The organism is Pantoea sp. y20, from assembly GCF_054903455.1.
On record NZ_CM142816.1, the window covers coordinates 2,028,799 to 2,044,829 of the forward strand.

Genomic DNA, 16,031 nt, shown 5'->3' on the forward strand with positions numbered 1-16,031 from the left:
ATGTCGGCAAAACTCTTAATGGTATTGGTTCCCGCTCTGCTGTCGGGTTGTGTGTCGCTCGATCCGCACTATGAGCGCCCGCAAGGCGCGGTCAGCAGCCAGATGCCGAGCGGTGAAGCCTATCGTTCATTGCAAGGTACGCCAGCCAGCAACTACCGCGACCTGAGCTGGCAGGATTATGTGCTCGACGCCCAACTGCGCCAGGTGGTGGCGATGGCGCTGGATAGCAGCCGCGACTTGCGTGAAGCGGTGGCCAGCGTTAAATCCGCGCATGCGCAATACGGTGAAGAGCGGGCCAATCTGTTCCCGGCTATTAGCGCCGGCGTGAGCGGCACGCGTTCGCGCGCGTTAACAGGCGAAGGCAATCAAACCGCCATCAGCAACAGTTATTCGGCAGAAGGTAGCGTCAGTTCGTTTGAACTCGATCTGTTTGGCAAAAACCAGAGCCTGACGCGCGAGCAGTATGAAACCTATCTCGGCACGCTGCAGGGCGCACGCAGCACGCGCCTGACGGTGTTGTACAACACCGTGGATTACTGGCTGCAGCTCGCCGCCGATCGCAGCAATCTGGCGATTGCTAAAGAGACCGCCGAGAGCGCGCGACAATCATGGCAGGTGACGCGCAAGCAGATGGAAAATGGTATCGCCTCAATGGTGGATGTCTCGTCTGCGGAAACCACCTATCAATCCGCGCAGGCCGATGTCGCCAGCTACAGCACGCTGGTGGCGCAGGATAAAAACGCGCTGGATTTGGTGGTGGGCCGCAGCGTGCCGGATAACCTGCTGCCTGACAGCATTGAATCGATAGGTAACGCACTGCGCGAGGTACCTGCGGGCGTCTCATCAGATGCGTTGCTGAATCGTCCTGATGTGTTGCAAGCCGAGCATAATCTCAAGTCTGCCAACGCCAGTATCGGCGCGGCGCGTGCCAACTTCTTCCCGAGCATTACGCTGACGGGCAGCGGCGGCGTCGGCAGTAGCGATCTGTCGACGCTGTTTAAAAACGGGGCGGGCATTTGGTCGTTTGCACCGAGCATTTCACTGCCGATTTTCCAGGGCGGCTACAACGTCTCTTACCTGAAATACACCAAAGCACAGAAAGAGTATTACGTAGCGGCGTATGAGAAAGCGGTGCAAACCGCCTTCCAGGAAGTGGCGGATGCGCTGGCGCGTCGTGGCACCATCAACGATCAGCTCAGCAGTCAGCAGCGTAATGTAGCGGCATCGCAAACCTATTATCATTTGGCGGATCTGCGCTACCGCAACGGCGTTGATAGCTACCTCAATGCGTTAACCGCGCAGCGCACGCTGTACAGTGCCCGAACCAATCTGGTGAGTACGCAGCAAGCCTATTACCTGAATTTGATCACCTTCTATAAAGTGATGGGTGGCGGCACGGCGTTGAAAGAATCTGAAATAATGAGCGCGCAATAATTGCACTTTTCGTAGCGGCGCGATTTATCGCGCAACAAATTGCGTCGCTACATGGCCTGCGTGCGGGGAAGCAAGAATTGGAAACATTGTCTGGGTTTCTCACCGGAAACGCATCACGTATGATGACGGGATTAAAACGATAAATTCTTTTTCGGAGCCAATGTGAGTCACTCTGAACATGACGATTTTCTCTTACAGCGTCAGCAGCAGGTGATTTCTGCGGCGAAAGTCTGTTTTAGTCGATCCGGATTTCATGGCGCCAGCATGGCGGATATTAGCCGCGAATCTGCGTTAGGGGCAGGACAGATATATCGATACTTTAGCAGTAAAGAACTTATTGTAATGGAAACAATAAAAAGCATCGCGCAGAACTGGCGCCTGTTTTTAATACAACATTTGCCCGCACAACAATCGACTCAGGATATTATCAACGCTGATTCGCCATTCTGGCAGCATTGGCCGAGTCAGGACCGGAAATTATTACTGGAAATGTATTCTGAGGCGTCGCGTAATGAATCGGTGCGTACCATTCTGGCCCAGCAGGAGCAATTATTACTTGCTGAGTTAGCGGCTATTTTTCGCGCGCAACAACCTGATATCGATCCAACACAGCGCGCCAATCGCATTCAATTTTTATTGCTGCTGGTCGATGGCGTCGCCTGTCGCGCCTTCGTCGATAGCGACCTGGACCAACGTGAAATGCAGCGGGTGAACGGCGTTCTCAGCCAGCATCTGTTCGGCTGAATTTACACCGCCCCGTGCGGATAGACATCATTCACCACCGCATTGAAAAACGGCATAAAGCCCGACGCCATATCGCGCTGCTTCATGCAGCGGCGAATAATAATGCCGTCAATAATCAGCGACATCACATATAAGCGGGTGTGAATGGCATTGGCGTCCTGCTCGGGGTGCAGCGTCTGCTCCTGAGCAATAAAATTATTTTTAAGATCATGCCAGGCATCGAGCATGATTTGTTGGATGCGATTATTACGCGTGGCTTCAGATGACACTTCCATCAGCAGAATAATACTGTTTTCCACTGCCGCCGGCACAATATCTTCCGCTTCGTGATAATGTCCTTTCATATGCGCGATACGTTCAAAGTCGGCATTGAGTAGCGTGATCATCCGCTGCACTACATTGGTGACTAATGCCTCAATGATCGCCTCTTTGTTTTTATAGTATTTATAAATTAAACCAATACTGACGTCGGCCTGGCTGGCAATATTCTGAATCGATGTCTGGTGAAAGCCCTTCAGCCGCATGCATTGCTCGGCGGCGGCCAGGATCTGTTCGCTTCGGTTCATGATTATTACACTCGCAGAATAAAGCGGCTATTTTACGCAATTAAAGCTATACTGGCGATGAATAAAAACATTAACCCAACCTGATTATTTCGGCGCTTTAGCATTGTTCAGTTTTTTTGATTTAAGCGAGCAGTTTTGCCTGCTGTTCATGATTTTTCAGACCTCTATGATGGTGGACAGAAAAAATCATCAAGGAATAACATCATGAACATCCTGCGCGCCCAACGCGATCAGCTGTTTGAATATGGTCCTTTTTCCATTCGCCGTCAGCGTCCCGGTGAAGCGTTTGGACCGCTGGCGATTGTCGACCAAATGACGCTGCAACTGGATGCCACTATCCCGCTGCATTCTCATCAGGATAGCGAGATTTTCAGCTACGTTTGGCGCGGTTCGCTGCTGCACAGCACCGAGCAGGGTGAAACGCACTCCCTTAACGCCAAACGCGCGCTGCTGCTGAGTGCCGGTAGCGGCATGCGCTTTGCCGAGTCTGCGCCTTTTATCGAAACCGAGATGTTGCAGGCCACCATTAATCCAGCGCAAACCGGCGGTGAGCCGCAGGTCAATACCTTTACCCGCGCGGACGGTGCGGCAGTAAACGCGTGGACGTTACTGGCAGGGCCGCACGGCAGCGAGGCGCCGCTGGCGCTGAATCAGGCGGTATACATTTATGACCTGAAACTGGAGCGCGGCAAACAGGTGGATGTGCCACAGCGTGCAGGCTTTTCCAGCTGGGTCAGCGTGCTGGACGGCATTGTGCGTATGGATAATGAACGGTTGCACAAAGGCGATTCCGTCAGCGATAACAAGGCTTTGCCAGCGTTGATGGGCGAGCGGGATGCAACGCTGATTGCGTTTCTGGTGCAGAAAAGCCTGTAGAGCCGCCATTCATGGGCACCTAACCCTTCCTCCATATAACATCGTGCTATCATCTGCGGATAAAACACCGGAGGAGGGTAATTCAATGAAAAAGAAAGAGTTCGTTACCCAGGATTTGCTGAGCAAGATCTATCAGGAAGATACCTCCGCGCCGCGCAAATTACCGCCTGAACGCCAGCTGGCCGAAGAATATGGCGTATCGCGTTTCACTATCCGCCAGGCGCTGGAGAAACTGGTGAGTATCGGCGCGGTACGTATCGTGCAGGGATCAGGTATCTGGATTAATGAAACGGTACGTAATAACCCGCTGGTTTATAATTCGATCACCGAAAAGCGCTTTGATCAGATGCATTACCGCTCACTTAGCCTGCGTAAAAGGCGCCCCGATAGTGATGAGCAACAGATATTTGCCATTAACGACAACGCATTTATCTGGGAGTTTTCCCGCCTGCGCTATGTCGATAATGTGGCGGTACAAATTGAAATATCGCGTATGCCCGCAACCTTATTTACCGATCTCAACGGTGAGGTTATTGAGCGCTCGATACAGCAATATGTGTTGTCCAAAGGCTACCAAATCTCACATTTACTCACCAGCTATCGTGCGATTAGCGTTAACCGCGAACAGGCGACGCTACTGGGTTGTAAAAAAGGCAGTCCGGCGATGCACATTATTAATCGTGGTATTTTGCAGGGCGGGCAGGTGTATGAAATCAGCGACATCGTTGATATTCATTACACCTGCACCTATCTGATTCCGCATAACCCGGATAATCTGCGTTTCCGCCAGCAACAGCGCTAACTTATGGCGTGTGCATGGTGCCGTCTGGCAGGCGACTCTGCGTCCATTCATGCGGACGATAAACCACCGGATATTTTTCCGCTAATGCCTGATCAAAGCCAACGCCAATACCTGATGCTTGCGGCGGATAGAGATAGCCATTTTTTATTTCCGGCGCGCCAGGGAAAATGGCATCCGTCAGCGTTGAGCGTGGAATAAATTCCTGAATCGCAGCATTGTGCAGGTGAATATTCAGATGTGTATTAACCGCCACGCCAATCGGCGTCATATCGCCCGGTCCGTGCCATGCCAGTCGCACACCAAATGCCTGACACAGTGCAGCCAGTTTCAATGCCGGCGTAATACCACCAATCTGCGAGACGTGACAACGAATAAAGTCGATGCGACGATTGACAATTAACTCGTGCCATTCTGCGGGATTATTAAATAATTCGCCTAACGCTAACGGCACCGCGCTTTGCTGACGCAACTGCGCTAGCCAGCCAGTTTGCGCGGGTGGGAGCACATCCTCAAGGAAGTAGGGCATATATGGCTCAAGCTGTTTTACCAGCTGAATGGCCTGCTGCGGGAATAAGCGCTCATGCACGTCATGCAATATTTCAAAACAGTGACCGTATTTCTCCCGCAACGCGCGGAACATCTCGACCGTATTCGTCATGTACTCTTGCTGCGAGTAATAAGCGCCGGAGGTGCTATTTTCCGGTGCGTGGAGTTCTTTCGGCGTTCCGCCGTAAAAGCCCAGCTGACAGCGGATATGGCGATAGCCTTTCTCTAAGGCGTTATCAACGGAGGTATAAAGTTCCTCCAGCGTTTCACCGCTGGCATGGGTGTAAGCTGCAATCGCATCGCGCGCTTTGCCGCCCCACAGCTGATATAAAGGCATATCGGCTAACTGCGATTTAATATCCCACAGCGCCATATCCACGCCCGAAATGGCATTGTTGGTCACCGGACCGTTACGCCAATAGGCATTAACGTTCATCATCTGCCACAGGTCTTCAATATTGTTGGCATCGCGTCCAACTAATAGCGGCACCAGATACTCATCCACCATGGTTTTTACCGCCAAAGGACGCTGTTGAAAGGTGGCGCAGCCGTGACCGGTAATCCCTTTATTGGTGGTAACACGTACGGTAATAAGGTTATGGCGATCGGGGCGGGTAATAAAACACTCAATACTTTCAATGAGGGTTGGGGTCACGTGAAAACTCCTGTGGCGCAGTGACTGCGCTCAATTTCAAGGCCTGTTGATAAGCTATTTTGGCGTATCATTACCGGGTTTTTATTGAGACGCAAACCCTTTTTCAGCCAATAAATATTGGTCAGTAAAAAAGAGTGTTTATCGCGATAAAACAGACCAATTTGCTATTTTAAAACTTAATGGCCCTGTTGCAACGGGTTTTGTGATCGCAGTCATAATTTATTGGTTTGTTTTGTTGAGTGTCATTTATTACCATCCAGTGCAGATTTCATCAGGCTGTTTTTCTTCCCTCAGGAGCACGTATGGGAACGCAGGAAGTAATAAAAAATATAATCCACTTAGTGGGTGGGAAGAATAATATCAATAAAGTCTGGCATTGCATGACGCGTCTGCGCTTTGACCTTATTGATGACAATAAAGTTAACCAGAGCGAAATTAAAACCTTGCCCGGCGTATTGGGCGCGCAAATGCAGAGTGAACAATTCCAGATTATTATCGGGCCCAAGGTCAATAGCTGGTATGAGCAAATCGTACCGGTGTTAAATAACGATGGCGTTCAGCCAGCGCAAAACGAGAAAGCGCGCAAAAGCCTGATATCGCTGTTTATGGATACCGTTTCGGGCGTATTTGGCCCGATTGTTCCCGCCATTGCTGGCGCCGGGATGATCAAAGGTTTGCTGGCCGGATTAGTGGCGTTACAGCTGGTTTCGGCCAAAAGCGATACGGTAATGGTGATTGATTTAATCGCCAGCGGCGTATTCTATTTCCTGCCGTTCTTTTTAGCGGTCTCCGCCGCCAAAATCTTTAAAACCAACGAGTATTTAGCCGCAGCCGTGGCGGCGTGTTTAATGTATCCCTCTTTAATTGATGCGGCAAAATCGCTGGCGGCGCATCAGGAGGGCGCAGTAAGCGCATTTTGGCTGATGGGCGTGCTGCCGGTTTCGGTATTTAATTATGCTTCCAGCGTTATCCCGGTCATCTTCTCTATTCTGGCTCTCAGCTATATCCATCGCGGGGTGGATCGTATTATGCCGGAAGTATTGAAAACCGTATTTACCCCAACCTTAACCCTGTTCCTGGCGGCATTAACCGCGCTGGTGGTAATTGGCCCGATGGGTATTTGGCTTGGCAAAGGTTTGGCGCTGTTTATTGAGGGCTTATTCAGTATCTCAGCGAGCTTTGCTGGCTTAATTGTCGGTGCCATTCGCCCCGTTGCGGTGCTAACCGGCATGCATCACGCGATGACACCGATTGCGCTGCAGAATTTCAGCGATCGCGGTTATGACATGTTGATGCCGATGATGTTTATGGCAAATATGTCGATTGCCGGAGCCACATTTGCTATCTGGAAATTGACTAAAAATCGGCAGGACAAAGTGGTCATACTTTCAGCCGCCATTTCAGCATTATTAGGCATTACAGAACCGGCGTTGTTTGGCGTGTTAACGCGCTACAAAAAAGCCTTTATTGCGGCAACGGTTTCCAGTGCGCTGGCTTCGGCCTTTATCGGTTTCTTTGGCGTGCGTTTATACGGCTATATTCTTTCCAGTATATTCAGTTTGCCGGCCTATATTGGCCCGTACTTTATCTGGGCCATTTCCGGCGTCGCCATTGCGCTTATTATGTCGTTTAGTCTGACATTGATGTTGGTAGGCAAAGAACCGGATTTAGTCGCACAGCCCGAGAATAAGTAATGTTTGGTCGCCATTTATGGCGACCAATTTACGCTTAGCTCACACTCGCCACCAGCCAGCTTTCCAGCTCGCTCAGCTCATTCATCTGCTGAGGATATTCTGCTTTCAACTGCGCTAATTGCGCCAGTATGGTTTCAGGTCGATACATCGCGCCCTGCAGACGTAACGCCAGCGCTTCTAATGGCGAAGGGTTCAGGCTGTCGGTGAAAATCTGGCAGCGAGAAATCACGCCGCGTTCGACATCAAAGTGGATCTCAACGCCGCCCCAGACAAAACGCTCATTCAGCAGATGCGAGAAATCCGGTGCGTTACCAAAATTCCATTCCCAGCTGCTTAGCCGCGCAAAATGCTCTTCAAAACCAGGCAAATCAGGCAGTGCGGCGGGGGAAATATGCTCCGGTTCGCACTCTTCCTGGTAGTAATCGAAATAAGCGGCAATCACCTCATGACAGATCGCCTCAAAGCTGATGCCTGGCACCAAATCGGCAATGTTGGCCACGCGCGATCGCACCGAGGTGATGCCTTTCGCCTGTAATTTTTTAATGTCTGGATTGAGGTAATCGGCGAGACGCGACAGATCGGCATTCATCAAAAAGGTGCCGTGATGAAAACCGCGATCCGGCGTTTCACGGTAAGCAGATCCGGAAATCTTGCGCACTTCGCCATCCACATTCACCACGATATCGTTGCGACCGGAGGCTGTTGCCGGAATGCCGAGCTGTTCCAGCGCGCGCAGGATAATCGCCGTGGAGACTGACTTATCGTATTCCGGTTTACCGGCCATAAAGGTGAAGCAGCAGTTGCCCAAATCGTGAAACACCGCGCCGCCGCCGCTGCTGCGTCGTGCCAGCTTGATGCCGTCTTCCGCCATGCGTCGCGTGTTGCACTCTTTCCACGGATTCTGGGCGCGTCCAATAACCACGGTTTCGGCGTTCTGCCAGAGAAACAGCACGCGCTGCGTTGTCGGCATCTGGCGGAAAATACACTCTTCTACTGCGAGGTTGAACCAGGGATCGTGTGAGTCAGAAATGAGTAATCGTAGGGTGGACATGATTTTTTCGGTTCCGTGAGAAAGGGCAAACCGGGACAGAGTACGCTGAAGCAGATCGAAAGGTAAGAAACAGCAGCCCATTCCATTTCAATAATAAAAATGAATTAATCTCTAGACGACTGGTCTATTAGCTGTTACTTTGAATTCAAGTGCTAGACGACTGGTCTAGTTTAGACGTTTAATCCAGCAAGCAGGAGATTGATTATGAATATTCTTATGGTTCTAACCTCACACGACCAATTGGGTAACACCGGCCGCAAAACCGGTTTCTGGCTGGAAGAGCTGGCCGCGCCTTACTACGCCTTCAAAGATGCTGGCGCAGAAATCACGCTGGCGTCACCGAAAGGCGGCAATCCGCCGTTAGATCCTAAAAGCAATGAGCCCGATTTCCAGACTGAGCAAACGCATCGCTTTGAAGCTGACGCAGCAGCAACCGCGCAACTCGCCGCCACCGTGCGTCTGGACAGCGTATCGCCAGCCGATTTCGACGCGGTGTTTTACCCAGGCGGTCACGGTCCGCTCTGGGATCTAGCAGAAGATCAGCACTCAATCGCGCTGATCGAAGGCTTCCTGGCCGCCAACAAGCACGTTGCACTGGTGTGTCATGCGCCGGGCGTGCTGCGCCACGTCAAAACCCCGCAAGGAAACCCGCTGGTAGCAGGCCGTAAAGTCACCGGTTTTACCAACAGCGAAGAGGAAGCGGTCGGCCTGACTCAGGTGGTGCCTTTCCTGGTGGAAGACGAACTGATTGCGAAGGGCGGTCTGTATTCGAAAGGCGCGGACTGGAGTTCCTATGTCGTCAGCGATGGTTTGCTGATTACCGGACAAAACCCAACGTCTTCAGCAGAGACGGCGCAACAGTTGATCAAGCAACTGGCGCAATAAACGCATCGGGAGGCGAACCGCTGTCCGCCTCCCTTATCGCAGCAGTAAACGCATGCTTAGCGCCTAGACGACTGGTCTAGTATTTGGTAATCTAACGCTATGACGACTACATCCCAATTGCATAACAATGAAATCCGCGATCACATCCTTGCCACTGGCCAACGCATTATGGCCGGCAAGGGTTTTTCGGCTGTCGGATTAAATGAAATCCTCACCGATGCCGGTGTGCCAAAAGGCTCGTTCTATCACTACTTCAGCTCGAAAGAGGCTTTTGGCGTGGATATGCTGGCGCGCTATTTCGATGATTATCTGGCTGAGCTAGACGCGACCTTGAGCGAGCCGGGCCTGACGATGGCGCAGCGGCTGATGAACTACTGGCAGCTGTGGCGTGAATCGCAATCGTTCTCCGATTGTCAGGGCAAGTGTCTGGCGGTGAAGCTGGGCGCGGAAGTTGCCGATCTCTCGGATAGCATGCGCGGCACGCTACAGACCGGCACGGCCGGCATTATCGCGCGACTGGCGCATGCGCTAGAAGCGGGTGTTGAGGAAGGTTCGCTGTCTATCGATGATAAACCGAGCCGTGTGGCGGAAAGCCTGTATCAGCTGTGGGTGGGCGCCAGCGTGATGGTGAAAATCGTGCGCAATACCGGCCCATTTGATTCCGCCATGAGCATGACGCAAAAAATTATTCGTATCACCGCGTAGTAAAAAGGGCGACTCAACAGAGCCGCCTTTTCTTTTGTTGGGTCGCTATTTAGCGACCTCAAATCACAAAACCGATCTCGCCGTGTTAACCACGTTCTCAACCGTAAAACCAAACTCTTTGAACAGCTGATCCGCAGGCGCTGACTCACCGAAGGTGGTCATGCCGACGATCGCGCCGTTTAGGCCGGTGTATTTGAACCAGTAATCCGCGATACCCGCTTCAATCGCCACGCGTGCGGCAACGGCTTTTGGCAGCACAGATTCACGGTACGCCGCGTCCTGCTTGTCGAAGGCGTCGGTGGATGGCATAGACACCACGCGCACCTTGCGGCCTTCCGCCGTCAGCTGATCAAACGCAGCCACTGCCAGTTCCACTTCTGAACCGGTGGCGATCAGGATCAGCTCTGGCGTACCTTCGCTGTCCTTCAACACGTAACCGCCGCGCGCCACGTTAGCCAACTGCTCAGCGCTACGATCCTGCTGCGCCAGGTTCTGACGCGAGAAGATCAGCGCCGACGGGCCGTCCACGCGTTCAATCGCGTACTTCCACGCCACCGCTGACTCAACCTGGTCGCACGGGCGCCACAGGCTCATGTTTGGCGTCACGCGCAGGCTGGCCATCTGCTCAACCGGCTGGTGCGTCGGGCCATCTTCGCCCAGACCAATCGAGTCGTGGGTGTAAACCATGATCTGACGGATTTTCATCAGCGCGGCCATGCGTGCGGCGTTGCGCGCGTACTCGACGAACATCAGGAAGGTGGCGGTGTACGGCAGGAAACCGCCGTGCAGCGCGATACCGTTGGCGATGGCGGTCATACCGAACTCGCGCACGCCGTAATGGATGTAGTTGCCCGCCGCATCTTCGTTGATTGGCTTCGAGCCGGACCACATGGTGAGGTTGCTCGGCGCCAGGTCAGCGGAGCCGCCCAGATATTCCGGCAGGATTTTGCCAAAGGCTTCGATGGCGTTCTGCGAGGCTTTACGGCTGGCAATTTTCGCCGGACTGGCCTGCAGCTGCTCGATGAACTTCTGCGACTCGCTGGCCCAGTTCGCCGGCAGCTCATTGTTCACGCGACGTTTGAACTCGGCAGCCAGCTCCGGATGCGCGGCGGCGTAGGCGGCAAACTTCTGGTCCCACGCGGACTCCTTCGCCTGGCCGGCTTCTTTGGCATCCCACTGCGCGTAGATGTCTGAAGGGATTTCAAACGGACCGTGGTTCCAGCCGAGCTGCTTGCGGGTCAGCGCGATTTCATCGGCACCCAGCGGCGCGCCGTGCGAGTCGTGCGTGCCGGCTTTGTTTGGCGAACCGAAGCCAATCACGGTTTTGCACATCAGCAGTGAAGGCTTGTCGGAAACCGCTTTGGCTTCTTCCACCGCTTTCTTAATCGCGTCCGCATCGTGACCGTCCACGCCGCGCACCACGTGCCAGCCGTAGGCTTCGAAGCGTTTGGCGGTGTCGTCGGTGAACCAGCCGTCAACGTGACCGTCGATGGAGATGCCGTTGTCATCGTAGAAGGCAACCAGTTTGCCCAGCTTCAGCGTACCGGCGATGGAGCAGACTTCGTGTGAGATGCCTTCCATCATGCAGCCGTCGCCCATAAACACGTAGGTGTTATGGTCTACGATGTCATGTCCCGGACGGTTGAACTGCGCCGCCAGCGTGCGCTCGGCAATGGCAAAACCGACGGCGTTAGCGATGCCCTGACCCAGCGGGCCGGTGGTGGTTTCAACGCCTGCGGTGTAACCGTATTCAGGATGCCCCGGCGTTTTGGAGTGCAGCTGACGAAAATTTTTTAATTCACTGAGCGGCAAATCGTAACCGCTCAGGTGCAACAGGCTGTAAATCAGCATCGAACCGTGACCGTTCGATAACACGAAGCGGTCGCGGTTAGCCCAGTGAGGATTGCGTGGATTGTGCTGCAAAAAGTCGAGCCACAACACTTCAGCGATGTCCGCCATGCCCAGCGGGGCGCCCGGATGCCCCGAATTGGCTTGTTGTACGCCATCCATACTCAAAGCGCGGATGGCGTTGGCTCTTTCCCGGCGTGTAGACATAAGGTTCTCCAGAGGTGCGACATCGGCGCTTATTTAGCGTGGGATACTTGTTCGTAGTAACCGATCTTGTCTACTTTGGCAGTTGAGCCGCCACCTTCAAACTCCGATGCCAGCCAGGCATTCACGATGTTCTTCGCCAGCTCAGGACCAATGACGCGCGCGCCCATGGTCATGATCTGCGCGTTGTTGCTCTTGCGAGCACGCTCGGCAGAGAAGGTGTCGTGGCACTGCGCCGCGCGCACGCCTTCCACCTTGTTGGCGACAATCGCCACGCCGATGCCGGTGCCGCACAGCAGAATGCCGCGCTCAAATTCGTTCTTCTGGATAGCGGTGGCGAGCGCAAATGCCACATCCGGATACATCGGACGGTCGTTTTGCGCGTCATTGGTGTAATCCGTCACCACATACTCTTTCTCTTCCAGCAGCTTTTTAATCACATTTTTCAATTCGATAGCCGCATCATCGGCGCCAATTGCGATAGTTTTCATCGTCGTTCTCCAGCAGGGTGTGCAATGACGCCTGCACGTTTGTTCAGCAGGCGAGAAGATGTTCATAGTTAGCCTGCCACAAACTCAATCATATGTTCAATGGTTGTTCATATGAATTGCTATCAGGATCGCGCCTGAATACCTCATTGAACCCATTGAAATCGCTTGTGCGCCGGCGAATGGGCGTAGTAATCCGATAAATTGACCAAAATCAAATCTTATGCGGCTGCTCACACTTTCACGTGTTGCAGTTGAGAGATGCACAATTATCCGTGTAGTGTTCATATGTTCGCATGACTATACCAATGTACAAGAAGACCCATCGAGGACTCGAACATGTGTCATTTACACCGTACCTCTCAGTACTCCTGCAGCCAGCGCCTGTTTGGCGATTGGTCAACACCACATAAAGAAATGATCACTCACGCACGTCGTGGAGGTGCGTTATGAACCAACCATCAATGACAGCGGTGGAACAATCCACCATCAGAAAAATCTCCTGGCGCTTAGTGCCGTTCGTGGCGCTGATGTTCTTTATCAACTTCCTCGATCGCACCGCGATTTCGTTTGCCGGCCCCAACGGCATGACGCAAGACCTCGGCCTCACCGCACTGCAGTTTGGCCTGGCATCGGGCATCTTCTTTATTGGCTACATTCTGCTGGAAGTGCCAAGCAACCTGGCGCTGCATAAGTTCGGCGCGCGTCGCTGGCTGGCGCGCATCATGATCAGCTGGGGCATTGTCTCGCTGCTGTTTACCTGGGTGAGCAGTGTGGAAGGCTTGTATACGCTGCGTTTGCTGCTGGGTATCGCCGAAGCTGGCTTCTTCCCAGGCGCGATTCTCTATCTCAGCATGTGGGTGCCGGGACGTCATCGCAGCAAAATTCTGTCGCTGTTCTACCTTGCCCAGCCGCTAACGGTGGTGTTCGGTGCGCCATTAGCCGCGTCCCTGATTCAGCAGCACGGCCTGTTCGGCATGGAAGGCTGGCGCGTGATGTTTATGGGCGTGTCGATTCCCGCGATTTTGATTGGTATCGTCGCGCTGTTCTGGTTGGTGGATTCGCCGCGTCAGGCCAAGTGGCTGACCGCCGAAGAGAAAACCTGGCTGACCACCGAACTGGAAGCCGAGCATCAACAGAAGCAGGGCCATCAAAAACACAGCCTGCGCTCGGTGATGGGCAACGGCCGCGTCTGGATGCTGTGCCTGATTTACTTCGGCTTTATTTATGGCCTGTATGCGCTGGCGTTCTTCCTGCCAACCATTATCGCGGGCTTCCAGCAGCAGTTCGGTACCACTTTTAACGTGATGCAGAAAGGGCTGATTACCGGCGTGCCGTACCTGATTGCGGCGGTGGTGATGTTCTTCTGGTCAAAAGATGCCACGCGTCGCGGTTGCAAAACCTGGCATATCGCCATTCCAGCGCTGGCAGGCGGCATCAGCGTGCCGCTGGCGCTGTATATGGATTCGCCGTTCACCACCATTATGGTGATTGCGATTACCGCCAGCTCCATCTTCGCTGCACTGCCGAATTTCTGGACCTTACCCACGCAGTTCCTGACCGGCGCGTCTGCCGCCGCAGCCATTGCTTTGATCAATACCTTAGGAAACGTAGCGGGCTTCTCCGCGGGCTACATCACCGGCGCGCTGCACGACGCCACCAACAGCTACGCCTTGCCGATGTTTGTGGTGGGTGGATTCATGCTGCTGTCCGCGTTCCTCATGCTGTTACTTAATCGCCGTCGCTCGCCGTCTCAGCCGACCTCTTTAGCTCAGGAGCATTAATATGACGTACCTGTTTAACCAACCTTCAGCCTTTGCCGCTGAGCTTATCGAAGGCTTTGTCGCCGCCAACGCCGATAAAGTCCGTCAGGTCACCGGAGGCGTGGTGCGCAGCACCCGCAGCCAGCCGAATACGGTGGCGGTGATTGTGGGCGGCGGGTCCGGTCACTATCCGGCGTTCGCCGGGTTGGTTGGACAAGGTCTGGCACACGGCGCGGCGATGGGTAACTTATTCGCTTCGCCATCAGCGCAGCAGATCTACAACGTAGCGCGTGCGGCCCATAACGGCGCGGGCGTGTTGCTGATGTTCGGTAACTACGCCGGGGATGTGCTGCACTTCGGCCAGGCGTGCGAGCGTCTGCGGGCGGAAGGTATCGCCTGCGAAGTGCTGGCGGTGACCGACGATATCTCCAGCGCGGGTAAAGATGAGCTGGAGAAGCGTCGCGGTGTGGCTGGCGATCTCTGTGTGTTCAAAGCCGCCTGCGCCGCGGCTGAAGCGGGTCACGATTTATCGCAGGTCCTGCAGCTGGCACAGCACGCGAATCAACGCACGCGTACGTTTGGCGTGGCGTTTTCCGGTTGCAGCCTGCCGGGCGCTTCGCATCCGCTGTTCGAAGTGGAAAAAGGGCGCATGGCGCTGGGACTTGGCATTCACGGCGAGCCGGGGATCAAAGAGACCGACATGCCGAGTGCGGATGAGCTGGCCGAGATCTTCGTGGAGCGCTTGCTCAATGAACTGCCAGCCGATATCCCGCAGGCCGAAGGTCAGCGCGTGGCGGTGATCCTCAACGGTCTGGGCTCGGTGAAATATGAAGAGCTGTTTGTTGTCTATCGTCGCGTCGCGCAACTGCTGGAGGCCGCCAACCTGCAGGTGGTTGAGCCGGACGTCGGCGAGTTTGTCACCAGCTTCAATATGGCCGGTGCGTCACTGACGCTGATGTGGCTGGACGATCAGCTGGAAACCTTGTGGCGCGCGCCGACCAATACGCCAGCGTACCGCAAAGGCAGCGTATTGGTGGCCGAACCGTTAAGCGCCGCTGAGCGCATTGAAAGCACGGAAGAAGCCTTGCCAGCAGCCACCGCGGAATCGCAAGAGAGCGCGAAACGCGTACTCCAGTTGCTCGAATCCGTGGCGGAAATGTTACAGCGTAACGCTGAACGCCTTGGCGATATCGATGCGGTGGCCGGTGACGGCGACCACGGTATCGGCATGGAGCGCGGCGTGCTGGGCGCGGTTGAGAAAGCGCGTGAAGTCGCTGCGCGCGGTGCCGGGGCGGGCAGCTTGCTGTGCCGCGCGGCGGATGCCTGGGCCGACAAAGCCGGTGGCACGTCCGGCGCGTTGTGGGGCGTGGCGCTTACTGCATTGGGTACCGCGCTTGGCGATCGTCAGACACCAGATGCACAGCGTGTGGCCACCGGCGTACGTGAAGCAAAAGAAGGCATTATGCACTTTGGTAAAGCGCGCGTTGGCGATAAAACCATGGTGGATGTGCTGGTGCCGTTCAGCGACAGCCTGAATGAGGCGGTTGCCGCCGGTGCGTCGTTAACGGACGCCTGGCTGAAGGCGGCGCAGGTGGCTGATAAAGCTGCGCAGGACACCGCGCAGCTGGTGCCAAAAATGGGGCGTGCGCGTCCGCTGGCAGAAAAAAGCGTTGGCACGCCGGATGCCGGAGCCATTTCGCTGGCATTAATCGTCAATACCGTCGGCGATCTGCTAAAAGAACACAGTGCCTCTGAACAAGGAGCTTGAAG

At 54.3% G+C, this 16,031-nt stretch carries 14 protein-coding genes; 9 read left to right on the plus strand and 5 right to left on the minus strand.

Annotated elements, in window-relative coordinates:
- Complete coding sequence (locus ACYAC5_RS09550) at positions 1-1,434, plus strand: efflux transporter outer membrane subunit (protein ID WP_462062899.1); 1,434 nt, start codon at positions 1-3, stop codon at positions 1,432-1,434.
- A gap of 162 nt (positions 1,435-1,596) precedes the next feature.
- Positions 1,597-2,178, plus strand: a complete 582-nt coding sequence (locus ACYAC5_RS09555; RefSeq protein WP_222182904.1) for a TetR/AcrR family transcriptional regulator — start codon at positions 1,597-1,599, stop codon at positions 2,176-2,178.
- Positions 2,179-2,180: 2 nt separating this feature from the next.
- Here the strand turns inward: ACYAC5_RS09555 and ACYAC5_RS09560 are convergent, their stop codons facing one another.
- Complete coding sequence (locus tag ACYAC5_RS09560; protein WP_217546678.1) at positions 2,181-2,744, minus strand: TetR/AcrR family transcriptional regulator; 564 nt, start codon at positions 2,742-2,744, stop codon at positions 2,181-2,183.
- 204 nt (positions 2,745-2,948) lie between these two features.
- Here ACYAC5_RS09560 and ACYAC5_RS09565 point away from each other — a divergent pair, with 204 nt between their 5' ends.
- Positions 2,949-3,620 (plus strand): pirin family protein, encoded by a 672-nt coding sequence (locus ACYAC5_RS09565; protein ID WP_280172809.1) that lies wholly within the window; start codon positions 2,949-2,951, stop codon positions 3,618-3,620.
- An 85-nt stretch (positions 3,621-3,705) separates the two neighbouring features.
- The gene (locus ACYAC5_RS09570; protein WP_192411866.1) at positions 3,706-4,422 is read left to right on the plus strand and encodes a GntR family transcriptional regulator; all 717 of its coding nucleotides are present in this window, start codon (positions 3,706-3,708) and stop codon (positions 4,420-4,422) included.
- Position 4,423: 1 nt separating this feature from the next.
- Here the strand turns inward: ACYAC5_RS09570 and ACYAC5_RS09575 are convergent, their stop codons facing one another.
- On the minus strand, positions 4,424-5,623 hold the full coding sequence (locus ACYAC5_RS09575; RefSeq protein WP_192233810.1) for an enolase C-terminal domain-like protein: 1,200 nt from the start codon (positions 5,621-5,623) through the stop codon (positions 4,424-4,426).
- Between the two features lie 302 nt (positions 5,624-5,925).
- On the opposite strand from ACYAC5_RS09575, the gene ACYAC5_RS09580 reads away from it, so the two are divergent.
- Complete coding sequence (locus ACYAC5_RS09580) at positions 5,926-7,317, plus strand: PTS transporter subunit EIIC (protein ID WP_462062900.1); 1,392 nt, start codon at positions 5,926-5,928, stop codon at positions 7,315-7,317.
- Positions 7,318-7,351: 34 nt separating this feature from the next.
- On the opposite strand, the gene ACYAC5_RS09585 is transcribed toward ACYAC5_RS09580, so the two are convergent.
- Entirely contained in the window at positions 7,352-8,368 is a 1,017-nt protein-coding gene (locus ACYAC5_RS09585) for a lipoate--protein ligase A (RefSeq protein ID WP_462062901.1), read from the minus strand.
- A 204-nt stretch (positions 8,369-8,572) separates the two neighbouring features.
- Here ACYAC5_RS09585 and ACYAC5_RS09590 point away from each other — a divergent pair, with 204 nt between their 5' ends.
- Positions 8,573-9,253, plus strand: a complete 681-nt coding sequence (locus ACYAC5_RS09590) for a type 1 glutamine amidotransferase domain-containing protein (protein ID WP_462062902.1) — start codon at positions 8,573-8,575, stop codon at positions 9,251-9,253.
- A gap of 99 nt (positions 9,254-9,352) precedes the next feature.
- Complete coding sequence (locus ACYAC5_RS09595) at positions 9,353-9,958, plus strand: TetR/AcrR family transcriptional regulator (protein WP_309834696.1); 606 nt, start codon at positions 9,353-9,355, stop codon at positions 9,956-9,958.
- 63 nt (positions 9,959-10,021) lie between these two features.
- Here ACYAC5_RS09595 and tkt read toward each other — a convergent pair whose 3' ends face one another.
- Both tkt and ACYAC5_RS09605 read right to left on the minus strand, forming a co-directional pair.
- On the minus strand, positions 10,022-12,013 hold the full coding sequence (gene tkt, locus ACYAC5_RS09600; protein WP_462062903.1) for a transketolase: 1,992 nt from the start codon (positions 12,011-12,013) through the stop codon (positions 10,022-10,024).
- A 29-nt stretch (positions 12,014-12,042) separates the two neighbouring features.
- Positions 12,043-12,501 carry an RpiB/LacA/LacB family sugar-phosphate isomerase gene (locus tag ACYAC5_RS09605; RefSeq protein WP_101764432.1) on the minus strand — a complete coding sequence of 153 codons (459 nt, stop codon included), beginning with the start codon at positions 12,499-12,501 and terminating at the stop codon, positions 12,043-12,045.
- A gap of 446 nt (positions 12,502-12,947) precedes the next feature.
- Here ACYAC5_RS09605 and ACYAC5_RS09610 point away from each other — a divergent pair, with 446 nt between their 5' ends.
- Entirely contained in the window at positions 12,948-14,282 is a 1,335-nt protein-coding gene (locus ACYAC5_RS09610) for an MFS transporter (protein ID WP_101764431.1), read from the plus strand.
- 1 nt (position 14,283) lies between these two features.
- A complete protein-coding gene (locus ACYAC5_RS09615) occupies positions 14,284-16,029 on the plus strand; it encodes a dihydroxyacetone kinase family protein (RefSeq protein WP_277974854.1) in 1,746 nt (581 codons plus the stop codon).
- The last annotated feature ends 2 nt before the right edge of the window (positions 16,030-16,031 follow it).

Bases quoted from the DNA above. Each gene is read 5' to 3' on its own strand.
- ACYAC5_RS09610 (WP_101764431.1), top strand. From the start codon at position 12,948: ATGAACCAACCATCAATGACAGCGGTGGAACAATCCACCATCAGAAAA.
- ACYAC5_RS09590 (WP_462062902.1), top strand. From the start codon at position 8,573: ATGAATATTCTTATGGTTCTAACCTCACACGACCAATTGGGTAACACC.
- ACYAC5_RS09550 (WP_462062899.1), top strand. From the start codon at position 1: ATGTCGGCAAAACTCTTAATGGTATTGGTTCCCGCTCTGCTGTCGGGT.
- ACYAC5_RS09580 (WP_462062900.1), top strand. From the start codon at position 5,926: ATGGGAACGCAGGAAGTAATAAAAAATATAATCCACTTAGTGGGTGGG.
- ACYAC5_RS09595 (WP_309834696.1), top strand. From the start codon at position 9,353: ATGACGACTACATCCCAATTGCATAACAATGAAATCCGCGATCACATC.
- ACYAC5_RS09570 (WP_192411866.1), top strand. From the start codon at position 3,706: ATGAAAAAGAAAGAGTTCGTTACCCAGGATTTGCTGAGCAAGATCTAT.
- ACYAC5_RS09560 (WP_217546678.1), bottom strand. From the start codon at position 2,744: ATGAACCGAAGCGAACAGATCCTGGCCGCCGCCGAGCAATGCATGCGG.
- tkt (WP_462062903.1), bottom strand. From the start codon at position 12,013: ATGTCTACACGCCGGGAAAGAGCCAACGCCATCCGCGCTTTGAGTATG.
- ACYAC5_RS09585 (WP_462062901.1), bottom strand. From the start codon at position 8,368: ATGTCCACCCTACGATTACTCATTTCTGACTCACACGATCCCTGGTTC.
- ACYAC5_RS09605 (WP_101764432.1), bottom strand. From the start codon at position 12,501: ATGAAAACTATCGCAATTGGCGCCGATGATGCGGCTATCGAATTGAAA.
- ACYAC5_RS09565 (WP_280172809.1), top strand. From the start codon at position 2,949: ATGAACATCCTGCGCGCCCAACGCGATCAGCTGTTTGAATATGGTCCT.
- ACYAC5_RS09615 (WP_277974854.1), top strand. From the start codon at position 14,284: ATGACGTACCTGTTTAACCAACCTTCAGCCTTTGCCGCTGAGCTTATC.